General features: G+C 57.9%; 27 protein-coding genes, 1 pseudogene and 1 riboswitch. Of the genes and pseudogenes, 15 read left to right on the forward strand and 13 right to left on the reverse strand.

From position 1 onward, the window contains the following. Positions 1–413 precede the first annotated feature (413 nt). Genes efeB through efeU form a run of 3 tightly spaced genes read right to left on the reverse strand, consistent with a single transcriptional unit; the run spans position 414 to position 3,702 of the window. Positions 414–1,697, reverse strand: coding sequence for an iron uptake transporter deferrochelatase/peroxidase subunit (gene efeB / locus ACOTYH_RS02375; RefSeq protein ID WP_023296295.1), 1,284 nt, complete (start codon positions 1,695–1,697; stop codon positions 414–416). Positions 1,698–1,700: 3 nt separating this feature from the next. Further along, positions 1,701–2,828 (reverse strand): iron uptake system protein EfeO, encoded by a 1,128-nt coding sequence (gene efeO / locus ACOTYH_RS02380; protein ID WP_421637532.1) that lies wholly within the window; start codon positions 2,826–2,828, stop codon positions 1,701–1,703. A 40-nt stretch (positions 2,829–2,868) separates the two neighbouring features. Beyond that, entirely contained in the window at positions 2,869–3,702 is an 834-nt protein-coding gene (gene efeU, locus ACOTYH_RS02385; protein WP_017384765.1) for an iron uptake transporter permease EfeU, read from the reverse strand. A gap of 251 nt (positions 3,703–3,953) precedes the next feature. Between efeU and ACOTYH_RS02390 the strand changes: the two genes are divergently transcribed. Continuing rightward, positions 3,954–5,138, forward strand: a complete 1,185-nt coding sequence (locus ACOTYH_RS02390) for a NupC/NupG family nucleoside CNT transporter (protein WP_131492736.1) — start codon at positions 3,954–3,956, stop codon at positions 5,136–5,138. Between the two features lie 72 nt (positions 5,139–5,210). Here the strand turns inward: ACOTYH_RS02390 and ACOTYH_RS02395 are convergent, their stop codons facing one another. Together ACOTYH_RS02395 and putP are read right to left on the reverse strand one after the other, a co-directional pair. After that, positions 5,211–5,630 carry a DUF3574 domain-containing protein gene (locus tag ACOTYH_RS02395; protein ID WP_033487255.1) on the reverse strand — a complete coding sequence of 140 codons (420 nt, stop codon included), beginning with the start codon at positions 5,628–5,630 and terminating at the stop codon, positions 5,211–5,213. A 72-nt stretch (positions 5,631–5,702) separates the two neighbouring features. Next, entirely contained in the window at positions 5,703–7,211 is a 1,509-nt protein-coding gene (putP, locus tag ACOTYH_RS02400) for a sodium/proline symporter PutP (protein ID WP_017384768.1), read from the reverse strand. 422 nt (positions 7,212–7,633) lie between these two features. On the opposite strand from putP, the gene putA reads away from it, so the two are divergent. Both putA and ACOTYH_RS02410 read left to right on the forward strand, forming a co-directional pair. After that, on the forward strand, positions 7,634–11,596 hold the full coding sequence (putA, locus tag ACOTYH_RS02405; RefSeq protein ID WP_015570863.1) for a trifunctional transcriptional regulator/proline dehydrogenase/L-glutamate gamma-semialdehyde dehydrogenase: 3,963 nt from the start codon (positions 7,634–7,636) through the stop codon (positions 11,594–11,596). A 99-nt stretch (positions 11,597–11,695) separates the two neighbouring features. Continuing rightward, positions 11,696–12,091, forward strand: a complete 396-nt coding sequence (locus tag ACOTYH_RS02410) for a lysozyme inhibitor LprI family protein (protein ID WP_017384770.1) — start codon at positions 11,696–11,698, stop codon at positions 12,089–12,091. On the opposite strand, the gene rutR is transcribed toward ACOTYH_RS02410, so the two are convergent. After that, complete coding sequence (rutR, locus tag ACOTYH_RS02415; RefSeq protein WP_003858090.1) at positions 12,088–12,726, reverse strand: HTH-type transcriptional regulator RutR; 639 nt, start codon at positions 12,724–12,726, stop codon at positions 12,088–12,090. The two genes, ACOTYH_RS02410 and rutR, sit on opposite strands and share 4 nt — an antisense overlap. Before the next feature lie 245 nt (positions 12,727–12,971). Here rutR and rutA point away from each other — a divergent pair, with 245 nt between their 5' ends. The 7 genes from rutA to rutG are packed head-to-tail and all read left to right on the forward strand — an operon-like array spanning position 12,972 to position 18,406. Continuing rightward, positions 12,972–14,063, forward strand: coding sequence for a pyrimidine utilization protein A (gene rutA, locus ACOTYH_RS02420; protein WP_003858092.1), 1,092 nt, complete (start codon positions 12,972–12,974; stop codon positions 14,061–14,063). Further along, complete coding sequence (gene rutB, locus ACOTYH_RS02425; protein WP_058689480.1) at positions 14,063–14,752, forward strand: pyrimidine utilization protein B; 690 nt, start codon at positions 14,063–14,065, stop codon at positions 14,750–14,752. The genes rutA and rutB overlap by 1 nt, the downstream gene beginning before the upstream one ends. An 11-nt stretch (positions 14,753–14,763) precedes the next feature. After that, entirely contained in the window at positions 14,764–15,150 is a 387-nt protein-coding gene (gene rutC / locus ACOTYH_RS02430; RefSeq protein WP_015570870.1) for a pyrimidine utilization protein C, read from the forward strand. 7 nt (positions 15,151–15,157) lie between these two features. Beyond that, positions 15,158–15,958 carry a pyrimidine utilization protein D gene (gene rutD, locus ACOTYH_RS02435; RefSeq protein WP_023296287.1) on the forward strand — a complete coding sequence of 267 codons (801 nt, stop codon included), beginning with the start codon at positions 15,158–15,160 and terminating at the stop codon, positions 15,956–15,958. 9 nt (positions 15,959–15,967) lie between these two features. Continuing rightward, positions 15,968–16,558 carry a malonic semialdehyde reductase gene (locus ACOTYH_RS02440; RefSeq protein ID WP_017693662.1) on the forward strand — a complete coding sequence of 197 codons (591 nt, stop codon included), beginning with the start codon at positions 15,968–15,970 and terminating at the stop codon, positions 16,556–16,558. A gap of 12 nt (positions 16,559–16,570) precedes the next feature. Then, entirely contained in the window at positions 16,571–17,062 is a 492-nt protein-coding gene (gene rutF / locus ACOTYH_RS02445; protein ID WP_015570873.1) for an NADH-dependent FMN reductase RutF, read from the forward strand. A gap of 21 nt (positions 17,063–17,083) precedes the next feature. Further along, complete coding sequence (gene rutG, locus ACOTYH_RS02450; protein ID WP_032670921.1) at positions 17,084–18,406, forward strand: pyrimidine utilization transport protein G; 1,323 nt, start codon at positions 17,084–17,086, stop codon at positions 18,404–18,406. Positions 18,407–18,464: 58 nt separating this feature from the next. On the opposite strand, the gene ACOTYH_RS02455 is transcribed toward rutG, so the two are convergent. The 4 genes from ACOTYH_RS02455 to ACOTYH_RS02470 all read right to left on the reverse strand — a co-directional run bounded on the left by ACOTYH_RS02455 (position 18,465) and on the right by ACOTYH_RS02470 (position 20,528). Beyond that, positions 18,465–18,986 carry a GNAT family N-acetyltransferase gene (locus ACOTYH_RS02455; protein ID WP_032670168.1) on the reverse strand — a complete coding sequence of 174 codons (522 nt, stop codon included), beginning with the start codon at positions 18,984–18,986 and terminating at the stop codon, positions 18,465–18,467. 6 nt (positions 18,987–18,992) lie between these two features. Beyond that, positions 18,993–19,262 (reverse strand): DUF1778 domain-containing protein, encoded by a 270-nt coding sequence (locus tag ACOTYH_RS02460; protein WP_015570876.1) that lies wholly within the window; start codon positions 19,260–19,262, stop codon positions 18,993–18,995. 73 nt (positions 19,263–19,335) lie between these two features. Beyond that, positions 19,336–20,241 (reverse strand): DMT family transporter, encoded by a 906-nt coding sequence (locus ACOTYH_RS02465; RefSeq protein ID WP_421637533.1) that lies wholly within the window; start codon positions 20,239–20,241, stop codon positions 19,336–19,338. Positions 20,242–20,357: 116 nt separating this feature from the next. Next, a complete protein-coding gene (locus ACOTYH_RS02470; RefSeq protein WP_001273664.1) occupies positions 20,358–20,528 on the reverse strand; it encodes a general stress protein in 171 nt (56 codons plus the stop codon). 390 nt (positions 20,529–20,918) lie between these two features. Between ACOTYH_RS02470 and wrbA the strand changes: the two genes are divergently transcribed. Both wrbA and ACOTYH_RS02480 read left to right on the forward strand, forming a co-directional pair. Then, positions 20,919–21,515 carry an NAD(P)H:quinone oxidoreductase gene (gene wrbA / locus ACOTYH_RS02475; RefSeq protein ID WP_006809323.1) on the forward strand — a complete coding sequence of 199 codons (597 nt, stop codon included), beginning with the start codon at positions 20,919–20,921 and terminating at the stop codon, positions 21,513–21,515. Between the two features lie 18 nt (positions 21,516–21,533). Next, complete coding sequence (locus tag ACOTYH_RS02480) at positions 21,534–21,761, forward strand: YccJ family protein (RefSeq protein WP_006809324.1); 228 nt, start codon at positions 21,534–21,536, stop codon at positions 21,759–21,761. A gap of 32 nt (positions 21,762–21,793) precedes the next feature. Here ACOTYH_RS02480 and agp read toward each other — a convergent pair whose 3' ends face one another. Next, positions 21,794–23,035 carry a bifunctional glucose-1-phosphatase/inositol phosphatase gene (gene agp / locus ACOTYH_RS02485; protein WP_017693667.1) on the reverse strand — a complete coding sequence of 414 codons (1,242 nt, stop codon included), beginning with the start codon at positions 23,033–23,035 and terminating at the stop codon, positions 21,794–21,796. A gap of 153 nt (positions 23,036–23,188) precedes the next feature. On the opposite strand from agp, the pseudogene ACOTYH_RS02490 reads away from it, so the two are divergent. Further along, positions 23,189–23,290: pseudogene (locus ACOTYH_RS02490) on the forward strand (winged helix-turn-helix transcriptional regulator); the annotation flags it as partial. A 71-nt stretch (positions 23,291–23,361) separates the two neighbouring features. Here ACOTYH_RS02490 and ACOTYH_RS02495 read toward each other — a convergent pair. Next, positions 23,362–23,721, reverse strand: coding sequence for a winged helix-turn-helix transcriptional regulator (locus ACOTYH_RS02495; protein WP_017384779.1), 360 nt, complete (start codon positions 23,719–23,721; stop codon positions 23,362–23,364). A gap of 100 nt (positions 23,722–23,821) precedes the next feature. On the opposite strand from ACOTYH_RS02495, the gene ACOTYH_RS02500 reads away from it, so the two are divergent. Beyond that, the gene (locus ACOTYH_RS02500; RefSeq protein ID WP_069595750.1) at positions 23,822–24,571 is read left to right on the forward strand and encodes an SDR family oxidoreductase; all 750 of its coding nucleotides are present in this window, start codon (positions 23,822–23,824) and stop codon (positions 24,569–24,571) included. Position 24,572: 1 nt separating this feature from the next. On the opposite strand, the gene ACOTYH_RS02505 is transcribed toward ACOTYH_RS02500, so the two are convergent. After that, positions 24,573–25,076: a DedA family protein gene (locus ACOTYH_RS02505; RefSeq protein ID WP_086524392.1), complete on the reverse strand. Its 504-nt coding sequence runs from the start codon at positions 25,074–25,076 to the stop codon at positions 24,573–24,575. Positions 25,077–25,235: 159 nt separating this feature from the next. Beyond that, positions 25,236–25,405: riboswitch (M-box (ykoK) riboswitch) on the forward strand. Between the two features lie 60 nt (positions 25,406–25,465). Here ACOTYH_RS02505 and ACOTYH_RS02510 point away from each other — a divergent pair. After that, on the forward strand, positions 25,466–26,467 hold the full coding sequence (locus ACOTYH_RS02510; protein WP_015570882.1) for a magnesium transporter: 1,002 nt from the start codon (positions 25,466–25,468) through the stop codon (positions 26,465–26,467). The last annotated feature ends 34 nt before the right edge of the window (positions 26,468–26,501 follow it).

Genomic DNA, 26,501 nt, shown 5'->3' on the forward strand with positions numbered 1-26,501 from the left:
GTAAGCCATTGCTTGCATTACCGGATGACGATATACAACGGCTACGCGCACCGTTATGCACGTCGGTAGAAAAAGGTTCTTGAGGTGAAGGAGAGAATTTGGTGGTGAAGAAATCGCTGCCGGAGTCTGAGCCTCCGCGCCGGGTACTGCGGTTGATGTGTTTACCTTGTCCAGTACAGGACGCAACCATTCGCGATCTCCATAGTGAGTTAGCATCACTGCCGGGAACTACCGCTGTCTTCTCTTAAGTACATCAGGAATTATCATAAATGCAACATTTATTTTACCTGAATGCAACTTTAGGACTGCCCCTACATGGAAAATCAGTCTTATATAGAAATATTACAGAAATATAACAATAAGATAGTCCTTCGAAAAAATAATGTCCCCGCGAACTGTCGCAGGGACGATTATCAGGCTTCTATCAGACCCTGAGCGAGCCAGGCGTTCGCGTCACGCGCGCCGGGCAGGGCAAAGAAATAGCCGCCGCCGATGGGCTTAATATATTCCTCCAGCGCTTCGCCGTTGAGCCGCTTCTGCACGGTGAGGAATCCCTTCTCCAGATCGTGCTGATAGCAGACAAACAGCAGTCCCATATCAAGCTGACCGGAGTTGGTCACCCCCAGCGAGTAGCTGTAGCCCCTGCGCATCATCAGGCTGGATTGCGTCTCTTTGGTGCGAGGATTGGCGAGGCGAATATGGCTGTCCAGCGCGATGACATCCCCGTTCGGATCGCGGGCGTAGTCGGGTTCATCGTGCTCGTGCTTCATGCCGAGCGGTGCGCCGGTTTGCTTATCGCGACCGAAGATAGTTTGCTGCTCTTTCAGCGGCGTGCGGTCCCAGAACTCCACGTGGAACTGAATGATACGCACCGCCTGATAGGTGCCTCCGACCGCCCAGGCCGGTTCGCCCTGATCCGCCGTCACCCATACCACGTTCTTCATCAACGCGGTATTGCTGCTGTCCGGGTTGGCGGTGCCGTCTTTGAAGCCCAGCAGGTTGACCGGCGTCTCTTTCCCTTTACTGCGCGCGGCGTGGTCAGAGATAAAACCTTCCCGCTTCCAGCGCACGCTCAGCAGATCCGGGGTGTGCTTGATAATATCGCGCAGGGCATGGATCACCGTATCCTGGGTATTAGCGCAGATCTGCAACAGCAGATCGCCGTGGCACAGCGCCGCGTCGAGAGAATCATTCGGGAATCGCGTCATTTTTTGCAGCGCTTTCGGCTTCTGCTTCGCCAGTCCGTAGCGATCATCAAACAGCGATTCCCCCACCGACACGGTGATGGTCAGATTATCGGGAGCGATAAACGCGCCGAGGATGCCGGAATCCATCGGCGGCAGGCGCGGATTCGGTGTTTCCGGTGCGGGACCGCCGGCGGTGAGGAAGGCAATACGCGTGGTCAACAGCCTGAACAGACGCTCAAGGTCGGCTTTATCACTCGCCAGCGAATCGAAAGCCACCAGCATCATCGAGGCCTGCTGCGGCGTCAGGATCCCCGCCTGGTGCTCACCATAAAACGGCTGCGTTTCCATACGCGCATCCGGGGAGAGCGTGCCAGGGGCGCTTTGCGGTTTTGCCGCATGCGCCACCGGACAGCCTCCCGCCAGGGCAAACGCGCCACCCAGCGCCCCTACCCCTTTTAACAACCGACGTCGGGAAGGTTCCGCCACGTCGTATTCGTCATGCTTGTTCATCGCTTAATCCAGACCCAGTACGCCACGCAGCAGGGAGAGATCTTCCGCCAGGGTGGTTATCGGGCCTTTCAGCGCGTTACGGTCAGCATCGGTCAGCTTGTCGTAGGTTTCGAACCCGTCTTTGGTGCGGTATTTCGCCAGGATAGCGTCAACTTTCTTAAAGTTGGCATCCACTTTCGCCAGCAGCTCGCCGTTCTCTTTTTGCAGCTTAGGCCGCAGCAGCTCGACAATTTTCTGTGCGCCGTCGACGTTCGCCTGGAAGTCCCACAGGTCGGTGTGGCTGTAACGATCTTCTTCACCGCTGATTTTGCTGGCGGCCACTTCTTCAATCAGGCCCGCTGCGCCACCCACCACTTTCGACGGTGGGAATGCCAGCTCGCTGATGCGTTTTTGCAGCTCCAGCACGTCGCTGTTGAGCTGCTCGGCGTATTTCTCCATCCCACTGGTGGAGTTATCGCCAAACAGGGCTTTTTCCAGACGGTGGAAGCCGGTGAATTTCGGATCGGCGGCCTTCTGCTCGTAGTCGTCTTCACGGGCGTCAATGCTGCCATCGAGGTCAGAGAACAGTTCGGCAATCGGCTCAATGCGCTCGTAGTGCTGACGGGTAGGCGCATACAGGGATTTCGCTTTTTCGATGTCGCCCGCTTTCACCGCGTCGGTAAAGGCTTTGGTGCCTGCCACCAGGTCCGCTGTCTCTTTGGTGACGTAGGCTTTATAGGCGGTAATGGCGTCGCCGAGGCTCAGCAGCGCCGTGCCTTTGGCCGCGTCCGCCGTCGCTGCGCCTTTGACGATCAGCTTACCTTTCGGGTTAGTCAGCAGGCCGCAGGTCATGTCATATTCCCCGGGCTGAAGATTTGCGGTCATCTTCTGGCTGAAACCCGGCGCGATATTCTCGCGCTCTTCCACCACCATCACGCCTTTCAGGATTTCCCACTCCAGCGCCTTCTGGCTGTGGTTCTGAATAATAAACTGCGTTTTACCGCTGTTAACCGTGATGGTCATCGGCTCGCACTGTTTATCGTTGACGGTGACTTTTACCTGCGGAATATCTGCCGCCTGAGCGGTGAAGGCAGACACGAACAGCGCGGCAATGCCTGCGCATAACGCACTACGACGGAACTGAATGGCCATGACTCTTCCCTTTAAAAGTATGTTGTAACTAAAACAGCACTTACGGCGCTACGCGCGACGTCTGCGAGCCGGTACGCGGCGGCATAGCGAACAGGATCAACGCCGGAACCAGATAGATAAAGTACATCGCCACTTCGCTGACGCTCGGCGTTTCCTGGTAGCCGAAGATCCCTTCGAGCAGTGTACCGGTCAGTGAATGGGTCGACAGGACGTTGCTGAGATCGAACGCCACGTCCTGGAAGTGGTTCCACAGACCCGCTTCGTGGAAGGCGCGGATCGCCCCTGCCGCCAGCCCCGCGGCCACCAGCAGAATAAACAGGCTGGTCCACTTGAAGAACGCGCCCAGGTTAAGACGAATGCCGCCCCAGTAGAGCAGGAAGCCAAGCACAACCGCCGTGGCTAGCCCGAGCACCGCGCCCAGCGGCGGCCAGATGCCCACGTCCTGCTGAAAAGCCGCGAGCAGGAAGAACACAGACTCCAGGCCTTCACGCGCCACGGCGAAAAAGACCATCATGATCAGCGCCCAGCCGTGGTGGTTGCCTTTTTGCAGGGCGTTATCCACCGCCTGCTCAAGCTGTACCTTCACGTTACGGGATACCTTGCGCATCCAGAACACCATCCAGGTGAGGATCACCACCGCAATTACGGCGACGATCCCTTCAAACAGCTCCTGCTCTTTCTGCGGGAACTCCCCGGTGGTTTCGTTGATGAGGATACCGAGGCCCAGGCAGAGCGCCGCAGCAAGGAAAACCCCAACCCACATCACGCCAATCCAGCGTCCGCGCTGGGTACGCTTCAGATAACTGGCGATAAGGCTAACAATCAGGGCCGCTTCAAGGCCTTCACGTAACATAATGAGAAAAGGAACAAACATGCCGACACCTTAAATGTTTATCGCGGTCAACTGATGCAAAGAAAAGTAAATTCTTGTGATAGTGATTATCATTACGGCAACAAGAAAAACAAGCGAAATGTGTTGCGTTTTGATGACCAGATGTAAACGCATTGCGAAGTAATAATTGCCTGAGTAACCGTTACGTTTATAAGGTATAACGAAAATGCCCATTTACGGTTAACCGGGGCTGTGGCTAAATGTCCTCCTCGAAAACCAACTGAAAATAAGCCATGTTTAAAATTGTCCATTTCCTGCTGGCGCTGGTGATTATTCTTGCGCTCGCCTGGCTGGTGAGTTTCGACCGCCGAAAAATTCGTATTCGTTTCGTTTTACAGCTGATCGTGATCGAAATCGCGCTGGCGTTCTTTTTCCTCCACGCAGAAAGCGGCCTGTTTATTATTAAATACGTCTCCGGTTTCTTTGAGTCGCTGCTTAAATTCGCTGCCGAAGGGACGAATTTTGTCTTTGGCGGGATGGGGGAAAAAGGGCTGGCGTTCATTTTCCTTGGCGTGCTCTGCCCCATTATTTTTATCTCGGCACTGATTGGTATTCTTCAGCACTGGCGTATTCTGCCGATCTTTATTCGGGTGATCGGGACGCTGCTGTCAAAACTGAACGGCATGGGCAAGCTGGAATCCTTTAACGCGGTGAGTTCGCTGATCCTCGGTCAGTCGGAAAACTTCATTGCCTACAAAGGCGTGCTGGGCGATCTCTCCTCGCGTCGTCTGTTTACGATGGCTGCCACGGCCATGTCGACGGTTTCGCTGTCGATTGTCGGGGCCTATATGACTATGCTCGACGCCAGATTTGTCGTCGCGGCGCTGATCCTGAACATGTTTAGCACCTTTATTATTCTTTCGGTTATTAACCCGGCCCGCCCGGAAGCGGAGCCGGATATCAGGCTGGAAAAACTGCACGAATCCCAGAGCTTCTTTGAAATGCTGGGCGAGTATATTCTGGCCGGTTTTAAGGTGGCGATGATTATTCTGGCGATGCTGATTGGCTTTATCGCCCTTATTAGCGCCATTAACGCCCTCTTCTCCGGCATATTTGGCATGAGCTTCCAGCAGATTCTGGGTTATGTGTTTTATCCACTGGCGTGGCTTATTGGTATTCCGCTGAGCGATGCCTTAAACGCGGGGAGCATTATGGCAACCAAGCTGGTGGCGAATGAATTTGTGGCGATGATCGAGCTGCAAAAAATAGCCCATCAAATGTCACCGCGCGGGCTGGGTATTTTGTCCGTGTTCCTGGTGTCGTTCGCTAACTTCGCTTCCATTGGCATTGTGGCGGGGGCAATAAAAGGTCTGAATGAGCAACAGGGTAACGTGGTGTCGCGGTTTGGTTTACGCCTTGTATACGGGGCAACGCTGGTAAGCCTGCTGTCGGCAAGCTTTGCGGGGTTGGTGCTGTAAGTTTTGTGCCCGGCGGCGCTTCGCTTGCACGGGCCTACGATAAAACAACGGCGGGATTTCCCGCCGTTTTCATTAAAACTGCACGCACACCGGCTGGTCGACCCGCATCACCGACTCCTGCGCGAAGCGTGACTTATAGATCCCGCGCAACGCTTCGATATTCTTCTCACTCTGCGCGTCTTTAGCGTGGATCAGCATCAATGCCTTGCTCGGCTCGCGCGCCACTTTTCCATCATTCCCCAGCCACTGACCGCGCGCATCAAATACCGTTAAACCATCGCGAAAGCGTGGCGTCACGTCCTGGTCGACAAACTGCTGCCATTCGTTGCCTGTGATTTGCGCCCCGGCAGGACGGTTTAAGCCGAAATAAAGCGTGGTCTGCTGCATCTGATTTTCTGCTTTGCAGGTTTCCACCGCCGCGTGCTGTGCGGGTGCGCTACAGCCCGCCAGCATCACGAATGCTGCCACCATTAACCCTGTTTTAATTCTCATTGATGAAGACTCACATAGGTGAAAGGACTATCCCCTCTCCCCACCGGGGAGAGGGTTAGGGTGAGGGGAAAATTACTCAGCCTGGAGCTTAGACGGCGGCGCTGAGTGATAGTGCGCGTCCGCCTCCGCAAAGCGTTTCTGCATAGACGCAGACGGCGCTTTACCCAGCAGGCTAAACACCACGATACCGAGGCTGCCGAAGATGAAGCCTGGAATGATTTCGTACAGGCCCAGCCACGCGAACTGTTTCCAGACGATAACGGTTACCGCACCGATAATCATCCCCGCCAGCGCGCCGTTGCGGGTCATGCGTGACCACAGTACAGAGAACAGCACCACCGGACCAAATGCCGCACCGAAGCCCGCCCAGGCGTAGCTCACCAGCCCCAGGACGCGGTTTTCCGGGTTTGCCGCCAGCGCAATCGCCACCAGCGCAACCACCAGCACCATAAAGCGCCCTACCCACACCAGCTCTTTCTGGCTCGCGCCCTTACGCAGGAACGCTTTGTAGAGGTCTTCGGTGATGGCGCTGGAGCACACCAGCAGCTGACAGCTCAGGGTGGACATCACCGCCGCGAGGATCGCGGAGAGCAGAATACCGGCAATCCACGGGTTGAACAGGATCTGCGCCAGCTCGATGAACACGCGCTCGGCGTTCTGGTTCACCGCGCCCGCCTGCGCCGGGTTGTTGTTGAAGTACGCGATACCGAAGAAGCCGACCGCACACGCCCCCGCCAGACACAGGATCATCCACGTCATGCTGATGCGACGCGCGTGAACGATGGTGTGGTGAGAATCCGCCGCCATGAAGCGCGCCAGAATGTGCGGCTGGCCGAAGTAGCCCAGGCCCCAGCCCATCAGAGAGACAATGGCGACGAAGTTCAGCCCTTTCAGCATATCGACGTTTTCGATGCTCTTCTGCTTGATCACTTCCAGCGATTCGCCAAAGCCGCCGACGGTGAAAATGACAATCACCGGAGTCAGGATCAGGGCGAAGATCATCAGGCTCGCCTGCACGGTATCGGTCCAGCTTACCGCCAGGAATCCGCCCACGAAGGTATAGAGGATGGTTGCTGCGGCGCCGGCCCACAGGGCGGTTTCATAGCTCATGCCGAAGGTGCTTTCGAACAGGCGCGCGCCCGCCACGATGCCGGAGGCACAGTAGATGGTGAAGAACAGCAGGATCACCACCGCGGAGATAATGCGCAGGATACGGCTGTTATCTTCAAAGCGTCCGGTGAAGTAGTCCGGCAGCGTCAGGGCGTTGTTGTTGGCTTCGGTGTGCACGCGCAGACGGCCTGCCACCAGCTTCCAGTTGATCCACGCGCCAACGGTCAGGCCGATGGCGATCCAGCTTTCGGAGATACCGGAGATGAAAATCGCGCCCGGCAGCCCCATCAGCAGCCAGCCGCTCATGTCGGAAGCGCCCGCAGAGAGTGCGGTGACCATCGGGCCTAAGCTGCGCCCGCCGAGGATGTAGTCGTCAAAGTTTTTAGTGGAACGCCATGCCAAAAACCCTATCAGGATCATGCCAAAAATATAAACGAGAAATGTCACCAGCATCGGTGTGCTAATAGCCATTCAAATTCTCCAAAATGTCGAGCGACAACCGTCCGGGTTGCCTTGTTATGTCATCACCGGAACGTAGTGATGTGTGTATGTGTTTCCGTTGGGCGCGCTATCCTGCCGTATACGCATCCCACTGACAAACGATTTAACACTGCATTTACATGAATTTCATCCCTGGTTTTATACGTCTTTCCTATAGGTTGCACTCGCTCACGCTTTTACGGGTTGCACCTTTAAAAAGTGTTAAGCACCGCATAAAAACTGGGCTCAGAAACGGCCGCACGTTCTTTTTCACAGCTAACTAATCGTTAACAATCCATTCATTTTCCAGCTTGCAGACCAGGTCACATTTAACACGGTTGCACAAAGTTGCAACATGGTGGATATTTCACGCTATCAACAGAACGCTATTACAGAACAACAGGAGTTTTGGCATGGGGATGACCACCATGGGGGTTAAGCTGGATGACGCTACCCGCGAACGGATTAAAACCGCTGCGACCCGCATCGACCGCACACCGCACTGGTTAATCAAGCAGGCGATTTTTAACTATCTGGAAAGACTGGAGAGTGAAGAAGGCCTGCCGGAGCTGCCTGCCCTGCTGGCGGGCGCAGCGAACGAAAGCGAAGAGGCCGCGACGGCCGTTGAAGAGAACCACCAGCCGTTCCTCGAATTTGCCGAGCAGATCCTGCCGCAGTCCGTCAGCCGCGCCGCCATTACCGGCGCCTACCGCCGTGCCGAAACCGACGCCGTGCCGATGCTGCTGGAGCAGGCGCGCCTGCCGGAAGCCGTTGCCGCTCAGGCGCACAGCCTCGCGTATCAGCTCGCCGACAAGCTGCGTAACCAGAAAACCGCCAGCGGACGCGCCGGTATGGTGCAGGGTCTGTTGCAGGAGTTCTCCCTCTCCTCGCAGGAAGGCGTGGCGCTGATGTGTCTGGCGGAAGCGCTGCTGCGTATTCCGGATAAAGCCACCCGCGATGCCCTGATCCGCGACAAAATCAGTAACGGCAACTGGCACTCCCACATTGGCCGCAGTCCGTCCCTGTTCGTTAACGCCGCCACCTGGGGCCTGCTGTTTACCGGCAAGCTGGTCTCCACCCATAACGAAGCCAACCTGTCGCGCTCTCTGAACCGCATCATCGGCAAGAGCGGCGAGCCGCTGATCCGCAAGGGCGTGGACATGGCGATGCGCCTGATGGGCGAGCAGTTCGTCACCGGGGAAACCATTGCCGAAGCGCTGGCGAACGCCCGTAAGCTGGAAGACAAAGGCTTCCGCTACTCCTACGACATGCTGGGTGAAGCGGCGCTGACCGCCGCCGACGCGCAGGCCTACATGGTCTCTTACCAGCAGGCGATCCACGCCATCGGTAAAGCGTCCAACGGTCGCGGTATTTATGAAGGTCCGGGCATCTCTATCAAGCTTTCCGCCCTGCACCCGCGCTACAGCCGTGCGCAGTACGACCGGGTGATGGAAGAACTCTACCCGCGCCTGAAGTCCCTGACCCTGCTGGCGCGCCAGTATGACATCGGCATCAACATCGACGCCGAAGAGGCGGACCGTCTGGAGATCTCCCTCGACCTGCTGGAAAAACTGTGCTTCGAGCCGGAGCTGGCGGGCTGGAACGGGATTGGTTTCGTTATCCAGGCCTACCAGAAACGCTGTCCGTTCGTCATTGACTACCTGATTGACCTGGCCAGCCGCAGCCGTCGCCGCCTGATGATCCGTCTGGTGAAGGGCGCCTACTGGGACAGCGAAATCAAACGCGCCCAGATGGAAGGTCTGGAAGGTTATCCGGTCTATACCCGCAAGGTCTATACCGACGTCTCTTACCTCGCCTGCGCGAAAAAACTGCTCGGCGTGCCGAACCTGATTTATCCTCAGTTCGCCACCCACAACGCCCACACCCTGGCGGCGATCTACAGCCTCGCGGGTCAGAACTACTATCCGGGCCAGTACGAGTTCCAGTGCCTGCACGGCATGGGTGAACCGCTGTACGAGCAAGTGACCGGTAAAGTGGCCGACGGCAAGCTGAACCGTCCGTGCCGAATCTATGCCCCGGTAGGTACCCACGAAACCCTGCTGGCCTACCTGGTGCGTCGTCTGCTGGAGAACGGGGCGAACACCTCCTTCGTTAACCGCATCGCCGATACCACCCTGCCGCTGGACGAACTGGTGGCCGATCCGGTACAGGCCGTTGAGAAGATGGCGGCGCAGGAAGGCCAGATTGGTCTGCCGCATCCGAAGATTGCCCTGCCGCGCGAGCTGTATGGTGCAGGTCGCGTCAACTCGGCGGGTCTGGATCTCGCCAACGAACACCGTCTGGCGTCGCTCTCTTCTGCCCTGCTAAACAGCGCATTGCAGAAGTGGCAGGCCAGGCCGATCCTTGAGCAGTCCGTTGAGGACGGTGAAATGCAGCCGGTGATCAACCCGGCAGAGCCGAAGGATATCGTCGGCTACGTGCGCGAAGCCACGGAAGCGGAAGTGGAGCAGGCCCTGGAGAGCGCGGTGAACAACGCGCCAATCTGGTTTGCCACCCCGCCGCAGGAGCGTGCCGCCATTCTGGAACGCGCGGCGGTGCTGATGGAAGATCAGATGCAGCAGCTTATTGGCATTCTGGTGCGTGAAGCGGGTAAAACCTTCAGCAACGCCATCGCCGAAGTGCGCGAGGCGGTCGACTTCCTGCACTACTACGCCGGTCAGGTGCGCGATGATTTCGACAACGAAACCCACCGTCCGCTCGGCCCGGTGGTGTGTATCAGCCCGTGGAACTTCCCGCTGGCGATCTTCACCGGCCAGATTGCCGCGGCGCTGGCCGCAGGCAACAGCGTGCTGGCGAAACCGGCAGAGCAGACCCCGCTGATTGCCGCCCAGGGCATCAACATTCTGCTGGAAGCGGGCGTACCGGCGGGCGTGGTGCAGCTGCTGCCAGGGCGCGGTGAAACGGTCGGGGCCAAACTGACCTCCGATAACCGCGTACGCGGCGTGATGTTTACCGGTTCTACCGAAGTGGCCTCCCTGCTACAACGCAACATCGCCACCCGTCTGGATGCGCAGGGCCGTCCTACCCCGCTGATCGCTGAAACCGGCGGCATGAACGCCATGATCGTGGACTCCTCCGCACTCACCGAGCAGGTCGTCGTTGACGTTCTGGCCTCTGCTTTCGACAGCGCGGGCCAGCGCTGTTCCGCCCTGCGCGTACTGTGCTTACAGGATGACGTGGCTGACCACACGCTGAAGATGCTGCGCGGTGCGATGGCGGAATGCCGCATGGGCAACCCGGGCCGTCTCACTACCGACATCGGGCCGGTGATCGACGCGGAAGCCAAAGCCAACATTGAAAACCACATTCAGACCATGCGTGCCAAAGGCCGTCCGGTGTTCCAGGCGGTGCGCGAGAACAGCGAAGATGCCCGCGAGTGGCAGACCGGCACCTTCGTGCCGCCAACGCTGATTGAGCTGGCAAGCTTCGACGAGCTGAAAAAAGAGGTCTTCGGTCCGGTACTGCACGTGGTGCGCTACAACCGTAACAACCTCAACGAGCTGATCGATCAGATCAACGCCTCGGGTTACGGCCTGACGCTTGGCGTGCATACCCGTATCGACGAAACCATTGCCCAGGTGACCGGCAATGCTAAAGTCGGCAACCTGTACGTCAACCGCAACATGGTTGGCGCGGTCGTGGGCGTGCAGCCGTTCGGCGGTGAAGGTCTCTCCGGCACCGGCCCGAAAGCGGGCGGTCCGCTCTATCTGTACCGCCTGCTGGCAAACCGTCCGGAAAATGCGCTGGGCGTGACGCTGGCGCGTCAGGACGCGGAATATCCGGTGGATGCGCAGGTGAAAGCCGTGCTGACCCAGCCGCTGGACGCGCTGATTAAGTGGGCTGAAAATCGTCCCGAGCTGCATGCGATTGCACAGCAGTACGGCGAGCTGGCGCAGGCGGGAACACAGCGTCTGCTGCCGGGTCCAACCGGTGAGCGCAACACCTGGACGCTGATGCCGCGCGAGCGTGTGCTGTGCGTGGCGGATAACGAGGAGGATGCGCTGGTGCAGCTGGCAGCCGCAACGGCAACGGGCTGTGAGGTGCTGTGGCCGGAAGATGCCCTGCATCGCGACCTCGCCAAACAGTTGCCAAAAGCGGTCTCGGCCCGCATTCGCTTTGCGAAGGCCGATGCCCTGCTGACCCAGCCGTTTGACGCGGTGATCTACCACGGTGATTCCGACCAGCTGCGCGAACTGTGCGAGCAGGTTGCGGCCCGCAGCGGCGCGATTGTCTCGGTGCAGGGCTTCGCCCGCGGGGAGACCAACCTGCTGCTGGAGCGTCTGTACGTTGAGCGCTCGCTCAGCGTCAACACCGCGGCGGCGGGAGGTAACGCCAGCCTGATGACAATCGGTTAATCGTGTAAACTCTCCCCGGTGACGCTACGCTTACCGGGGCGACAAAACAGCCCAGGCCGGATAAGCACAGCGTATCCGGCTTTTTACATGGAGGGGATGATGAAAAGAGTATTTCTCGCAGGTGCAGCCCTGCTCATGAGCGCCAGCGCGCTGGCCGACGAGTGCGATAACGCGACCACCCAGCTTGAACTGAACACCTGTAGCGCGCAGCAGTACCAGGCCGCCGATAAAAAGCTCAACGAGACGTATCAGGCCGCCATCAAACGTGCGGCAGCGCCTCAGCGCGATCTACTGAAAAAGGCGCAGCAGGCGTGGATTAGCCTGCGCGACGCGGACTGTGCGTTTATCGGTTCGGGTACGGAAGGCGGGAGCGTTCAGCCAATGATTGTTAACCAATGTCTGGCGGAGAAAACCGCGGAGCGCGAAGCGTTTCTGGCCACGCTGATGCAGTGTGAAGAGGGCGACTTAAGCTGTCCTCTTCCGCCGGGAAACTAGCGCACGCGGATCCCTTCGATAATCATCCGCTGTACGTTTTCCAGGGTGCTCTGGAAAAACGCCTCGTCCTGGAGCGTTTTACCAGTCACCGCCTCGACCTGGGCCGCGAAGTCAGCGTAGTGCTGGGTTGAGGCCCAAATCATGAAGATCAGATGATGCGGATCGACGGGCGCCAGTTTTCCGCTGGCGACCCATCCGGCAATAATGGCCGATTTATCGTCCACCAGCTGCTTTAGATCTCCCGTCAGCTCCGCCTGCAACAGCGGCGCGCCCTGCAACATCTCCAGGCAGAACAGCCTTGATGCCTGCGGGTAATCACGCGATACCTCCAGCTTCAGGCGTATGTACTCCTCTATCGCCACCAGCGGGGCCAGCTCTTCGCGAAACGCCTTGAGAGGTGCCAGCCAGATATCGAGGATCTGCTGCATCACCGCGATATAGAGCGCCTCTTTTGACGGGTAGTAGTAGAGCAGATTGGTTTTGGACACCCCGGCCTGCTCGGCCACCTGCTCAAGGCGCGTGCCGTGAATACCAAACTGCGAAAATGTCTCCAGCGCAGCGCTGAGGATCGCCTGTTTCTTGGCGCTCACCGCCTGCGAACGTTTACCGGGTGTTTTCACTGCGCCTTGTGTCATTTTCGCTCTCCATTTTCTGTCCTGCGCTCAGCATAGCAAAACCCCCGTCTCGCCACGACCTTCTGCACCCTCAGCGCGCATGAGTGCCTGTTTTCTGTGCAATGATTTTGACCATCCAGTCCACATTTTCGCTGTTAATTTTAACAACCATCATTTAACACATTAATAACAAAGTGATTTTCAAAACTGGCACTGCCTTTGCAAAAACATCGTGACACCTGCGACGTAATGAAGAGAGGTTCGTGATGAAAATTGGCGTATTTGTACCGATCGGCAACAACGGCTGGCTTATCTCGACCACTGCCCCGCAATACATGCCGACCTTTGAGCTGAATAAAGCCATCGTGCAGAAAGCGGAGCACTACCACTTCGACTTTGCGCTCTCGATGATCAAGCTGCGCGGTTTCGGCGGTAAGACCGAATTCTGGGACCACAACCTGGAGTCCTTCACCCTGATGGCGGGTCTGGCGGCGGTAACCTCGCGCATCCAGATTTACGCCACTGCCGCCACCCTTACCCTTCCCCCGGCAATCGTGGCGCGGATGGCCTCCACCATCGACTCCATCTCCGGCGGGCGCTTTGGCGTTAACCTGGTCACCGGCTGGCAAAAGCCGGAGTACGAGCAGATGGGGATCTGGCCGGGGGACGATTACTTCTCCCGTCGCTACGACTACCTGACTGAATATGTGCAGGTGCTGCGCGATCTATGGGGCACCGGCAAAAGCGATTTCAAAGGCGACTTCTTTACCATGAACGACTGCCGCGTCAGTCCGCAGCCGTCGGTGCCGATGAAGGTGATTTGCGCCGGGCAGAGCGACGCGGGAATGGAATTCTCGGCGAAATACGCCGACTTCAACTTCTGCTTCGGCAAAGGCGTTAACACCCCGGCCGCCTTCGCGCCCACCGCGGCACGCATGAAAGCGGCCGCCGACAAAACCGGGCGCGACGTGGGCTCCTACGTGCTGTTTATGGTGATTGCCGACGAAACCGACGACGCCGCGCGCGCCAAATGGGAACGATACAAGGACGGCGCGGATGACGAAGCGCTGAGCTGGCTTACCGAGCAGAGCCAGAAGGATACCCGCTCCGGCGCGGACACCAACGTTCGCCAGATGGCCGACCCGACGTCTGCCGTCAATATCAACATGGGCACCCTGGTTGGCTCGTATGCCAGCGTCGCCAGAATGCTCGACGAAGTGGCTGCCGTGCCCGGCGCCGAAGGCGTGCTGCTAACCTTCGATGATTTTCTCACCGGCGTGGAAACCTTCGGCGAGCGCATTCAGCCGCTGATGCAGTGCCGCGCCCACATCCCTGCCGTGACGAAGGAGGTGGCGTAATGACGACCCTCAACGCTCGCCCGGAAGCCCTTACCTTTGACGCGCAGCGCAGCGCGCTGATCGTGGTGGATATGCAAAACGCCTATGCCAGTAAAGGCGGGTATCTGGATCTGGCCGGGTTTGACGTCTCCACCACGCAGCCGGTGATTGAGAACATCAAAACCGCCGTGAGCGCCGCGCGTGCTGCGGGCATGCTGATCGTCTGGTTCCAGAACGGCTGGGACGACCAGTACGTCGAGGCTGGCGGTCCAGGTTCCCCCAACTTTCACAAATCCAACGCCCTGAAAACCATGCGCCAACGGCCCGAACTCCAGGGCACGCTGCTGGCGAAAGGCGGCTGGGATTATCAGCTGGTGGATGAGCTGGTACCGGAACCCGGCGATATCGTGCTGCCGAAACCGCGCTACAGCGGCTTTTTCAATACCCCGCTCGACAGCCTGCTGCGCAGCCGGGGCATTCGCCATCTGGTCTTTACGGGCATTGCCACCAACGTGTGCGTGGAGTCGACCCTGCGCGACGGCTTTTTCCTCGAGTATTTTGGGGTGGTGCTGGAGGATGCCACCCATCAGGCCGGGCCGGATTTTGCCCAGAAAGCCGCCCTGTTCAATATCGAAACCTTTTTTGGCTGGGTCAGTAACGTCAATGATTTCTGCGACGCGCTGGATCCCCCGCTCGCCCGCATCGCCTGAGGAGAACCGCTATGCCGAAATCCGTGATTATTCCGCCGGGCACCAGCACCCCGATTGCCCCGTTTGTGCCCGGCACCCTCGCCGACGGCGTGGTGTATGTATCGGGCACGCTGCCGTTTGATAAAGACAACAACGTGGTGTTTATCGATGACCCAAAGGCGCAAACCCGCCACGTGCTGGAGACGATCAAAACCGTGATCGAAACGGCGGGTGGCACTATGGAGGACGTGACCTTCAACAGCATCTTTATCACCGACTGGAAAAACTACGCCGCGATTAACGAGATTTACGCGGAGTTTTTCCCCGGCGATAAACCGGCGCGGTTTTGCATCCAGTGCGGGCTGGTAAAGCCCGAAGCGCTGGTTGAAATTGCCACCGTTGCGCACATCGCGAAGTGAGGCGGCCATGAAACTGTCCATTTCACCGCCCCCCTTTGCGGGCGCGCCCGTGGTGGTGCTGATTGCCGGGCTCGGCGGCAGCGGCAGCTACTGGCTGCCCCAGCTCGCCGTGCTGGGGCAGGAGTATCAGGTGGTGTGCTACGACCAGCGGGGCACGGGGAATAACCCGGATACCCTGCCGGAAGACTACACCCTCGCACACATGGCCGACGAGCTTGCGCTGGCGTTAGCCGAGGCCGGGATCGCCCGTTACTGCGTGGTCGGCCACGCGCTGGGGGCGCTGGTCGGCCTGCGGCTGGCCATCGATAAGCCCGACGCCCTCACCGCGCTGGTCTGCGTCAACGGCTGGCTGACCCTCAATGCCCATACCCGCCGCTGTTTTGACGTTCGCGAACGTCTGCTGCATGCGGGCGGCGCGCAGGCGTGGGTAGAGGCACAGCCGTTGTTCCTCTACCCGGCAGACTGGATGGCCGCCCGCGCCCCGCGGCTGGAGGCCGAGCACGCGCTGGCGCTGGCCCATTTTCAGGGCAAAGCCAATCTGCTGCGCAGGCTGCATGCCCTGAAACAGGCCGATTTCAGCCGCCACGCTGCACGCGTTCGCTGCCCCGTACAGATTATCTGTTCCACCGACGATCTGCTGGTGCCGTCCGTCTGCTCCGCTGAACTGCACGCCGCCCTCCCGCACGCCCGCAAAACGGTCATGCGCCAGGGCGGGCATGCCTGCAATGTGACCGCGCCGGACATCTTTAACACTCTGCTGCTGAACGGGCTTGCCAGCCTGCTGCACAGCCCAGAACCCGCTTTGTAAGGAGCTTGAATGAGCGAAGCCATCACGCCCGCCGCGCTGGAAACGCTGTTTACCGGCGCACGTACCCATAACGGCTGGCTGGATATACCGGTCAGTGACGAGACGCTGCGCGAGATTTATGACCTGATGAAATGGGGGCCGACGTCCGCCAACTGCTCCCCGGCGCGCATTGTGTTTGTGCGAAGCCCGGAAGGAAAAGAGAAGCTGCGCCCGGCGCTCTCCAGCGGCAACCTTGAGAAAACGCTCACTGCCCCGGTCACGGCGATTGTCGCCTGGGACAGCGAGTTTTATGAGCGCCTGCCTGAACTGTTCCCACACGGCGATGCCAGAAGCTGGTTTACCTCCAGCCCCGCGCTGGCGGAAGAGACCGCCTTTCGCAACAGCTCAATGCAGGCCGCGTACCTGATTTTCGCCTGCCGCGCGCTCGGGCTGGACACCGGGCCGATGTCGGGTTTTGACCGGGAAAAAGTGGACGCGGCCTTTTTCACGGGCACGCTACTCAAAAGCAATCTGCTGATTAACATCGGCTATGGCGATACGACCAAACTTTACGGACGCCTGCCGCGTCTGGCCTTTGACGATGCCTGCGGGCTGGCGTAAGGAGCGAACGTGATGACACCGGATAAACAAACCTTTCGCGACGCTATGGCCTGCGTCGGCGCAGCGGTCAATATCATTACCACCGACGGCCCGGCAGGCCTGGCGGGCTTCACCGCCAGCGCGGTATGCAGCGTCACGGATTCCCCGCCTACCCTGCTGGTGTGCCTGAACCGCGGCGCGTCGGTCTGGCCGATTTTCAGCGAGAACCGCACCCTGTGCGTTAACACGCTGAGTGCCGGACAGGAGCCTTTATCCAACCTGTTTGGCGGAAAAACGCCGATGGCGGACCGCTTTGCCGCTGCCCGCTGGCAGACAGGCGACACGGGCTGCCCGCGTCTGGAAAATGCGCTGGCCTCGTTCGACTGCCGCATCAGCCAGGTGGTGAGCGTTGGCACTCACGACATTCTGTTTTGCGACATCGTATCCATTGTACGCCACCCGGCGCCGCAAGGGCTGGTGTGGTTCGACCGCGGCTATCACGCACTTATGCGACCCGCCTGTTAATCCGCATTCAGGAGACAGATCATGTTCGGACTTCCCCACTGGCAGTTGAAATCGACCTCCACAGAAGAAGGCGTGGTCGCGCCGGATGAAAGGCTCCCGCTCGGGCAGACCATGGTGATGGGCGTGCAGCATGCGGTCGCGATGTTTGGTGCGACGGTGCTGATGCCCATGCTGATGGGGCTGGATCCTAACCTCGCCATTTTGATGTCGGGTATGGGTACCCTGCTGTTCTTTTTTGTCACCGGCGGGCGTGTGCCCAGCTATCTGGGCTCCAGCGCCGCCTTCGTGGGGGTGGTCATTGCAGCGACCGGGTTTAACGGTCAGGGTATTAACCCCAACCTGAGCGTGGCCCTCGGCGGCATTATCGCCTGTGGGCTGGTCTACACCCTGACCGGTCTGGTGGTGATGAAAGTCGGCACGCGCTGGATCGAGCGGATGATGCCCCCCGTCGTCACCGGGGCGGTGGTGATGGCGATAGGCCTGAACCTCGCGCCGATTGCGGTGAAGAGCGTATCCGGCTCGCCGTTTGAAAGCTGGATGGCGGTGATAACGGTGCTGTGCATCGGCGTGGTGGCGGTCTTTACGCGCGGCATGATCCAGCGTCTGCTGATCCTGGTCGGGCTGATTGCGGCCTGTCTGGTCTACGCGCTGCTGGCGAACGTGTTCGGTCTCGGCAAACCGGTTGATTTCACACTGATTCACCAGGCCGCCTGGTTCGGCCTGCCGCAGATGACCTCACCCACCTTTAACGCTCAGGCGATGATGCTCATCGCGCCTGTCGCGGTGATTCTGGTGGCTGAAAACCTGGGCCACCTGAAAGCCGTAGCGGGAATGACCGGGCGCAATATGGATCCGTATATGGGGCGGGCGTTTGTGGGAGACGGTCTGGCGACCATGCTCTCCGGCTCGGTCGGCGGCAGCGGCGTGACGACCTACGCGGAAAACATCGGCGTGATGGCTGTGACCAAAGTCTACTCGACGCTGGTCTTCGTGGCGGCGGCGGTGATGGCGATGCTGCTCGGCTTTTCCCCGAAATTCGGCGCATTGATCCACACCATCCCGGCCCCCGTGATTGGCGGCGCCTCGATTGTGGTATTTGGTCTGATTGCCGTGGCAGGGGCACGTATCTGGGTGCAGAATCATGTTGATCTGAGCCAGAACGGTAACCTGATCATGGTGGCGGTAACGCTGGTGTTGGGGGCGGGTGATTTCGCCCTGACGCTGGGCGGATTTACGGTGGGCGGGATTGGCACGGCGACCTTCGGCGCGATCCTGCTCAATGCCCTGCTGAGCCGCCGGGTGGCTGCCGCGCCGCAGGGCGCCGTGGCGACTCAGGATCCATGAGATCTGCACGTCGGGTGACGGCGACGCCTTACCCGACGTGCATGTTCCTTAAGAGCGATCACGCCTGCTCAAACAGTCGTTCGATAGATTGCGTGGGGAAGAACAGCGAACTGCTGTTTTCACCTGCCAACGGGATAAACCCCAGCTTCAGATAAAATCGTTTGGCCCGTTCGTTAAGCGCATCCACAAAAATTCCGTGGACGCCAACAGCCTGCGACGCCAGATAAACAACGCGCATAGCGTGTGTGACAAGCGTTGTTCCCCACTCGTTTCCCTGGAGTTCTTTATGGACAGCCAGACGCCCCAGCGTCACGCTGGGGACGTTGCTGTATGGGATGCGGCGCTGCTGAGTCTTTGAAGGAAGCATCGCTTTTTCAAAGCAACTTCCCGAGAGTGTGTAATAGCCCAGGACACGCGGATGGTCGCGTTCTTTAAGCAGGTAGCCGCGTAAAATACGCCCGCCGTGCTGACGTACCAGGTGCTCGGTAAGGAAGGCATTTAGCGAGGGTTCACCACAATCGAAATCGCCGAAATCGTAATCGGTTCCCTCTGATAACATTTCGATCGTGAGATTTGCCACGACGCTTCACTCCATGTTTCGAAGACGTTTCGCCGCTCGCTTCAGGCGTTCATTTGGCTCTGGCGGATTGTCGATGGCATCCATAACGGCAATCCATGAGGCTTCGTTTAATACGAGACGCCGATGCTGTTCGATGACTTCGGCAGCACGCTCTGACGCACTGTTCACCATAAACTGGGTGATCGTTTGGTTGGTCATCGCTGCCGCTTCTTCAATCATTGTTTTGTCTTCGTCCGACAGGCGAAGATCGATACGCTGTTTTTTGAGTGCTGGCATGGTTTCATTTATCGTGTACGGTTTTCATCCGTACACATCGTAGTTAAACCTGCCCTTTATTTCAATCAAAAGCTTATTCGGCCGTTAAATCGTTCACCGCATTCCGACGCTTTCTGAGCTTTAACTCACTCACCAGCACGCCGAGAACAATAAACGTCGCGCCCACCAGCGCCAGCAGCGGCAGACGCTCCCCGGCGAGTCGCCCGAAAATACCCGCCCACACCGGTTCACCGGTGTAAATGACCGTCGCCCGTGTCGGGGATACGCTGCGCTGCGCCCAGTTCATGGTGACCTGGATAATGGCGCTGAAAATGCCCAGCCCCAGCGCCACGACGATAAGCCCGGTAGACATCGGCGGGACGGACTCCCCTGCCGGCACCATCGTCGCGAACGCCACCAGCGACGCGGTGGCAAGCTGCACGACCGTCACCCGCTTGACGTCCACTTTTCCTGCCCAGGCGCTAATCAGGATAATTTCTGCCGCAATGGCGACGGCCCCCACCAGAGTGATGATCTCCCCCGGCCCCAGCGCCAGCAGATTATTTTCCGGCCCGGCTAATAAAATAAGGCCGATGAACGCCAGCACGATGCCAATGCACGACATCAGGCCCGGCATTCTGCCGAGGCACAGCCACTGCAACAGCGGCACCAGCGGTACGTACATGGCGGTGATGAAGGCGGATTTACTGCTGGAGATAGACTGGAGCCCCCACGTTTGCAGGCTGTAGCCCATGGCAATCGCCACGCCAATGGCGACACCCGCTTTAAGCTCTCTCAGGGTCAACCCGCGCAGGATTTTCAGCGAAATAAGCGCCACGGCAATCGCCGCGGTTGCAAAGCGCAGCCCCACGAAGAAAAACGGATCGCTCATCGTGACCGCGTACTGAACAGCAAGAAAGGTTCCGCCCCAGAACATGGTGATCAAAATCAGGATGGCTTCCTGAGGCTTAATGGAGAAGGTAAAACGGGAAACGGACATGGGACACCAGCACGAAGAATCAATCCTGTAGTGTGCGATGCCTTTGATGACAGTTCAATGTAGCAGACATAAAAAAACCGCCGGGAAACCCGGCGGCAGGGAGTTAACCCGGCGTACTACTTGTTGCTGCCGTGGCTATTTTTACCCCCTTTTTTACCAGCCTCTGATGCGCGCTGAGGGTCGTTTTTAAAGTTGCCCCCGCTAGACTGGCCACCTTTACGACCTGCTTCTGATGCTCTTTCACGGTCTTCAGCGAAATTACCTGAACCACCACGATGGTTTGCCATCTCTAACCTCCAGAGTGTGAAACATTAGACATCATATTGCATTCAGTAAAAGAGGATTCTTTCACCTCGCGGCTCAAGGACAGTGCCTTTATCTGTGCCGCGTGAAACTAAGCTTAGTGTAATGCGGCTATCCGGCAAGCGAGAGGTAATATTCTGCAACATGATCTCAGCCTTTCGTATGTAATATCGGTGAAGTCATTCATAAGCCATTCTTATATTTTGAAAATCCGCGCCGCGAAAGTTGTTTCATTTTGCTACAAGGCGCGTAACCAAAAGATATTGTTATATATCAAAGAAATGCCGTTCATTTTTGCAGTCTGGCTGTGATGTCATATCTTTAAAGGAACGCAGCGATCCGCTGTAAGAAAAACCAACGAGGAGTGATGCAAAATGGCAAAAGTTCTGGTGCTCTATTATTCCATGTATGGACACATTGAAACCATGGCTCACGCAGTAGCAGAAGGCGCAAACAGAGTAGACGGCGTTGAGGTCGTGGTTAAACGCGTACCGGAAACCATGCAGGCGGAAGCCTTCGCCAAAGCCGGGGGGAAAACACAAAACGCCCCGGTCGCCACCCCGCAGGAGCTCGCGGACTATGATGCCATTATCTTCGGTACCCCGACCCGCTTCGGCAATATGTCCGGCCAGATGCGCACCTTCCTCGACCAGACGGGCGGGCTCTGGGCCTCCGGCGCGTTATACGGCAAGCTGGCCAGCGTGTTCAGCTCTACCGGCACGGGCGGCGGCCAGGAGCAGACGATCACCTCCACCTGGACTACTCTTGCCCATCATGGGATGGTGATTGTGCCGATTGGCTACGGCGCGCAGGAACTGTTCGATGTTTCCCAGGTTCGTGGCGGGACACCGTATGGTGCGACCACCATTGCCGGTGGCGATGGTTCACGTCAGCCAAGCAATGAAGAACTTTCAATCGCCCGCTATCAGGGTGAATACGTCGCGGGTCTTGCCAAAAAACTGAACGGCTAACCCAACAGGAGGACAAGTATGCCAACTCAAGAATCCAAAGCTCACCACGTGGGCGAATGGGCAAGTTTACGCAATACCTCTCCGGAGATTGCCGAAGCCATCTTTGAAGTCGCCAATTATGACGAAAAGCTGGCTGAGCAGATTTGGGAAGAAGGCAACGATGAAGTGCTGGTTCGCGCCTTCGAAAAAACCGACAAAGACTCGCTGTTCTGGGGCGAGCAAACCATCGAACGTAAAAACGTCTGAACGTTCCCCCCGCCCACGCGGGGGGTTATCTTCTATTTCGCCGCGTTGTTCATCACCGCATTGAATTTATCGACAGGACAGAAGCCGTTGCCATCCACCGGACAGCCCTTCAGTTCCAGCGTCACGCGCTGCGCAGGGGATTGCAGCGACAGTACGCTGGCGTTACGCAGTTGCTCTGAACTCTGGTAGACATACTCAATTTTCATCAGCTCCTGATTAGTGTTTTTGTCATGCCAGCGCTGGAAGACAATTTTACCGCCAATCGGGGTTCTTTCCTGCTGGTCGTGCAGCTGATAAGGCCTGAAGTCCAGCGCGGTCAGCAGCGAGGCGATGTTAGAGTCGTGCCCCACCAGCAGGGTGATTTTTGGCGCTTTTGCCTGGTCGGTCACCAGCGCTTTATCAATGTACTTCACCAGCGGTTTAGCCACGTTCTGCGCCACCTCCGTCGACGTAAACAGCGAGTCCTGATAGCCGTTTTTCAGCTTCGACAGCACGCGCCACTGCTGATCGGTTTTGATTTCCCCCCAGGCCACCTGGTCTGTCGGGAAGCCTTCGTAATACTGTAGCGTGAACGCATCCACCAGCGAGTTACCCACCTTCAGCGGCCCGGAGACGCCCGGCTCTTTTTCATAATCGGCGCTGAACGTATCTTTCGCCTCCGTCAGGGAGCAGACTTTTTTCTCCTTGCAGGACGGCGAGTCGCTGTAGTTTGTCAGCTGTTCCAGCAGTTTGTAGCTTTCATCCAGCTGCATTTTCTGCCGTTCCGTCTCCATCGCTTTCAGCGCTTTCTCGCGAAACTCAGGGGAGTTATCGGTAATGACCGGATTGAAGGTGGGGTCCATGGTGCCCATTTTTTCCTGGTGATGCACAGGAACATCGCACCCGGGGAACGCGCCGGTGATAAAGAACTGCGCGGTCGCCACGGTGCGCTGGAGGCTGTTGGCGTAGGCATAGACGGTATCCGCTGGCGGGCATTCACCCGTCTTCACCATCCCCTGCTCTGCCAGCCACTCGCGCATATAGTGACCCATATACACTTCCAGTACGCCACCTTTGGTGGTGAGCTGTCCACCCGGGACGTCCCACTCCGGCCACTGCTTCGGCGTGGACTGCTCCAGCACGCTGCCGTTATTGGCAAGCGGCGCGCGCAGGTTGTGGCGGCTCATGATGAGCACCTGTTCCAGCTGATAGCCGTCCGGCGTGTCCTGCGCCTGTGCGCCAAAGGTCACGGAAAGGGTACCTGCCACGGCAACTGCGAGTAGTGCTTTTCTCATCCCTAATTCCTCACACGTTTTTAATGTCGCCCTGAGTGTGACAGATCCGTGACAGGTTTTTCGGGAAGCATTTCTCAAACTGATGATTAACGTGCTTACGGCGTGTGCCGATGAGTTTTATAAAAAAAACCATACCCCACCGGAGAATTCGCTGTGAAACGTACCCGCCTTGAAGAGAGCACCTGCCCCGTCGCCCGTTCGCTGGATATTATCGGCGACTGGTGGTCGCTGCTGATTGTTCGAGACGCGCTACGGAGCGGCGCGCCTTGAGCTGTTCAACAGTGCGCGGACCGGCATTCCGGCACCGCGCTACGTAAAACAGTAGCCTAACGCTGAAGCTGGTCGCCGTATTCGCTCATCCAGGCGGCCAGCGGCGAGAGTGCGTCCTGAAGGGTTAGCCCCAGCTCGGTGATCTGATACTCCACGCGCGGCGGGATCTCCGGGTAGACCGTTCGCGTCACCAGCCCGCGCTGCTCAAACAGGCGCAGCTGCTTTGTCAGCTCTTTCTGGGTGATAGGGGCAGCGGCCCGCAGCAGATCGCCAAAGCGAACGGGCGTATTGAACACAATCAGGCGATAGAGAATGGGGATCGCCCACTTACCGGAAATCAGATTCACAAACTGCGTCATCGGGCAGGTATACGCCTCAGATTTTTTTTCGCAGCACGCTTCCAGCAGCTCTGCCATTTCACACCTCTTGCCTCGTTAGTATCCATTTGGTACCTGGTTTCCTTTCGATACTAACGTTTCTATAGTGCTTTCTCCAGAGACATTTCAGGAGAAGAACATGGGTCGTTTAACCGATAAGTATACGTTGATTACCGGCGGCACCAGCGGTATCGGTCTCGCCACCGCGCAGGCGTTTATCGCCGAAGGGGCGCGCGTCGCCGTGACCGGACGCAACCCGGATACCCTCGCCGAAGCAGAGCGCATTCTGGGCGATAAGGCCTGGGTGATCCCAACCGACGCAGGCGATATTTCGTCGCAAAAAGCGCTGGCGGAGACCCTCACCGCCCGCTGGCCACGCCTGGATGCGGTCTTTCTCAACGCCGGTGACGTAACGCACGCGCCGCTGGAAGTCTGGCAGGAAGAGGCCTGGGACCGTCTGATGAGCATCAACCTGAAGGGACCGTTCTTTTTAATTCAGGCGCTGCTGCCGCTGCTGAATAACCCATCCTCGGTGATCCTCTGCGGCTCCGTGAGCGCGCGCATCGGCCTGCCCACCAGCAGCGCGTATGCCGCGAGCAAGGCCGCCCTGCTGTCGCTGGCGCGTACACTCTCGGCGGAGCTGCTGCCGCGCGGGATCCGCGTCAACGGTCTGAGTCCCGGTCCGGTGGAAACCCCGGCGTTTACGAAAACGGGCTTAAGCGACGAGGCGCTTAACGCGATGATGGCAGAGGTCATTAAGCTGGTGCCGCTGGGCAGAATGGGCTCGACGACCGAGCTGGCAAAAGCCGCACTCTATCTGGCCTCCGACGAGTCGAGCTATACGGTGGGAACGGAACTGCTGGTGGACGGCGGAATGGGGAGCCTGTAATTCAAAAGGCGCTGATGCCGGTGACCGCGCCGACATACAGCGCCGCCCACGCACAGGCGGAAAGCAGGCTGACGGCGTAGATCTTGACGGCGTTCAGCCTGAGCATCCCGGCCGCCAGCGGGACGATGTAACGCAACACCGCCAGGAAGCGCGACGTAAAAAGCACGATGACCCCGTTCTTTTGCAGCTGATGCTGGACCCGCAGGAACTTATTGGCATGCTTTGAGGTGAAGCGCGTGACCATCCGGGTATGCCCCATCAGTTGGCCGATATGGTAATTCAGCACCGAACCCGCCGTTGCCCCCATCACCACGGCGAGCCACGTCAGCGCAGGATGCATGCTCCCCTGGCTGACGGTAATGCCCGCCAGCAGCATCACCGACGCGGGCGGCAGCACGGAGGAGATCAGCACCGTCGATTTGCTCAGCGCCATCACGAATAACAGCACAAACAGATGTGCCGGATACAGCGCAAAATGATTCAGCAGGTTATCAAACCATGTCATTTTCCCCTCCCCCGTTAATAATTTAATTGTCCATTTAAAATGAATAACCTTAAATAAACCCTCAACATTTTATTAATAAGATTTACCTAAACCGTTCTTAAACATTATTTAATTTTCTGAGCACTAAATTTAAACAGGCGTATTATCCCTCTCGTTTTACAACGATCTCGTTATGGCGAGGCTCCTGTACAAATACACGTTATCGCTCTGGTGGGTTCGAGAGAACCGGCACAGGGTAAAACAGGCACTGTCGAATCAAGGCTTTGTCAGTATAACTTCCCTTGTGGGATACGGTGTACAGTGCTGAACCCAGGACGTGGGGATCTCCTTTCCGACATGCCCTGTCTTGCTCGCCCCTGAGAGATTTTATTATTCAAAGGGAATTTACTATGTCTTACGCTATTCATAACCAAAACCTGGCTTTTAATGACAGCGCCATCGCGCAATATATGAATACCGATTTTATCGTTATCGATATTTCATTATGCGTAGCTCTGGCACGCGAGCAGTTCTTTGAAAAATTAAAAGATGATGATATTCCGTCGCATATTTTTATCGAAGATAACGGTCGCCTCGCGGGTTTAATCGCCGTACGCAAATTATTGCAGGCCACGGACACCGTGCAGCCTGTTAAGGGGTTGATGATATCGGATTTTATTCAGCTCAAACCGGAAGATGAGCGGGCGGATGTCGCCGGGCTGCTGGCGCACGCGGGTGCGGATGTAGTGCCGGTGGTGACCCACGGCAAGCTGGTGGGCTGCCTTACCGAGCGTGAAATCGCCCATCTGCTGGAAGATGATGTTACTGAAGATGCCCAGCTTCAGGGGGCGACGCTGCCGCTGGAGAAGCCCTATCTGGAAACCAGCGCCTTCAGCCTGTGGAAGAAACGCTCCGTCTGGCTGCTGCTGCTGTTTGTTGCGGAAGCGTATACCAGTTCGGTGATCCAGCATTTTGAAGAGGCGCTGGAATCTGCCATCGCGCTGGCGTTCTTTATTCCGCTGCTGATTGGCACCGGCGGAAACAGCGGGACGCAGATCACCTCGACGCTGGTGCGCGCCATGGCGCTGGGTGAAGTCCACCTTCGCGATGTGGGTCGCGTGCTGCGCAAAGAGATCAGCACCTCGTTAATGATTGCCGCCACGCTGGGTCTGGCGGGCTGCGTTCGCGCCTGGATGATGGGTATTGGGATGGAAATCACGCTCATCGTCAGCCTGACGCTGGTCTGCATTACGCTGTGGAGCGCCATCGTCTCGTCGGTGATCCCGATGGTACTGAAACGCTGCAAAATCGATCCGGCGGTGGTCTCCGCACCGTTTATCGCCACGCTAATCGACGGCACCGGGCTGATTATCTACTTCAAAATCGCGCAGTATACGCTGGGGCTGGAATAACGAAAAAACCCTGCGATATTGCTATCGCAGGGTT

Source organism: Enterobacter cloacae complex sp. SHL001 (assembly GCF_049236825.1).
Classification (GTDB): domain Bacteria; phylum Pseudomonadota; class Gammaproteobacteria; order Enterobacterales; family Enterobacteriaceae; genus Enterobacter; species Enterobacter hormaechei_C.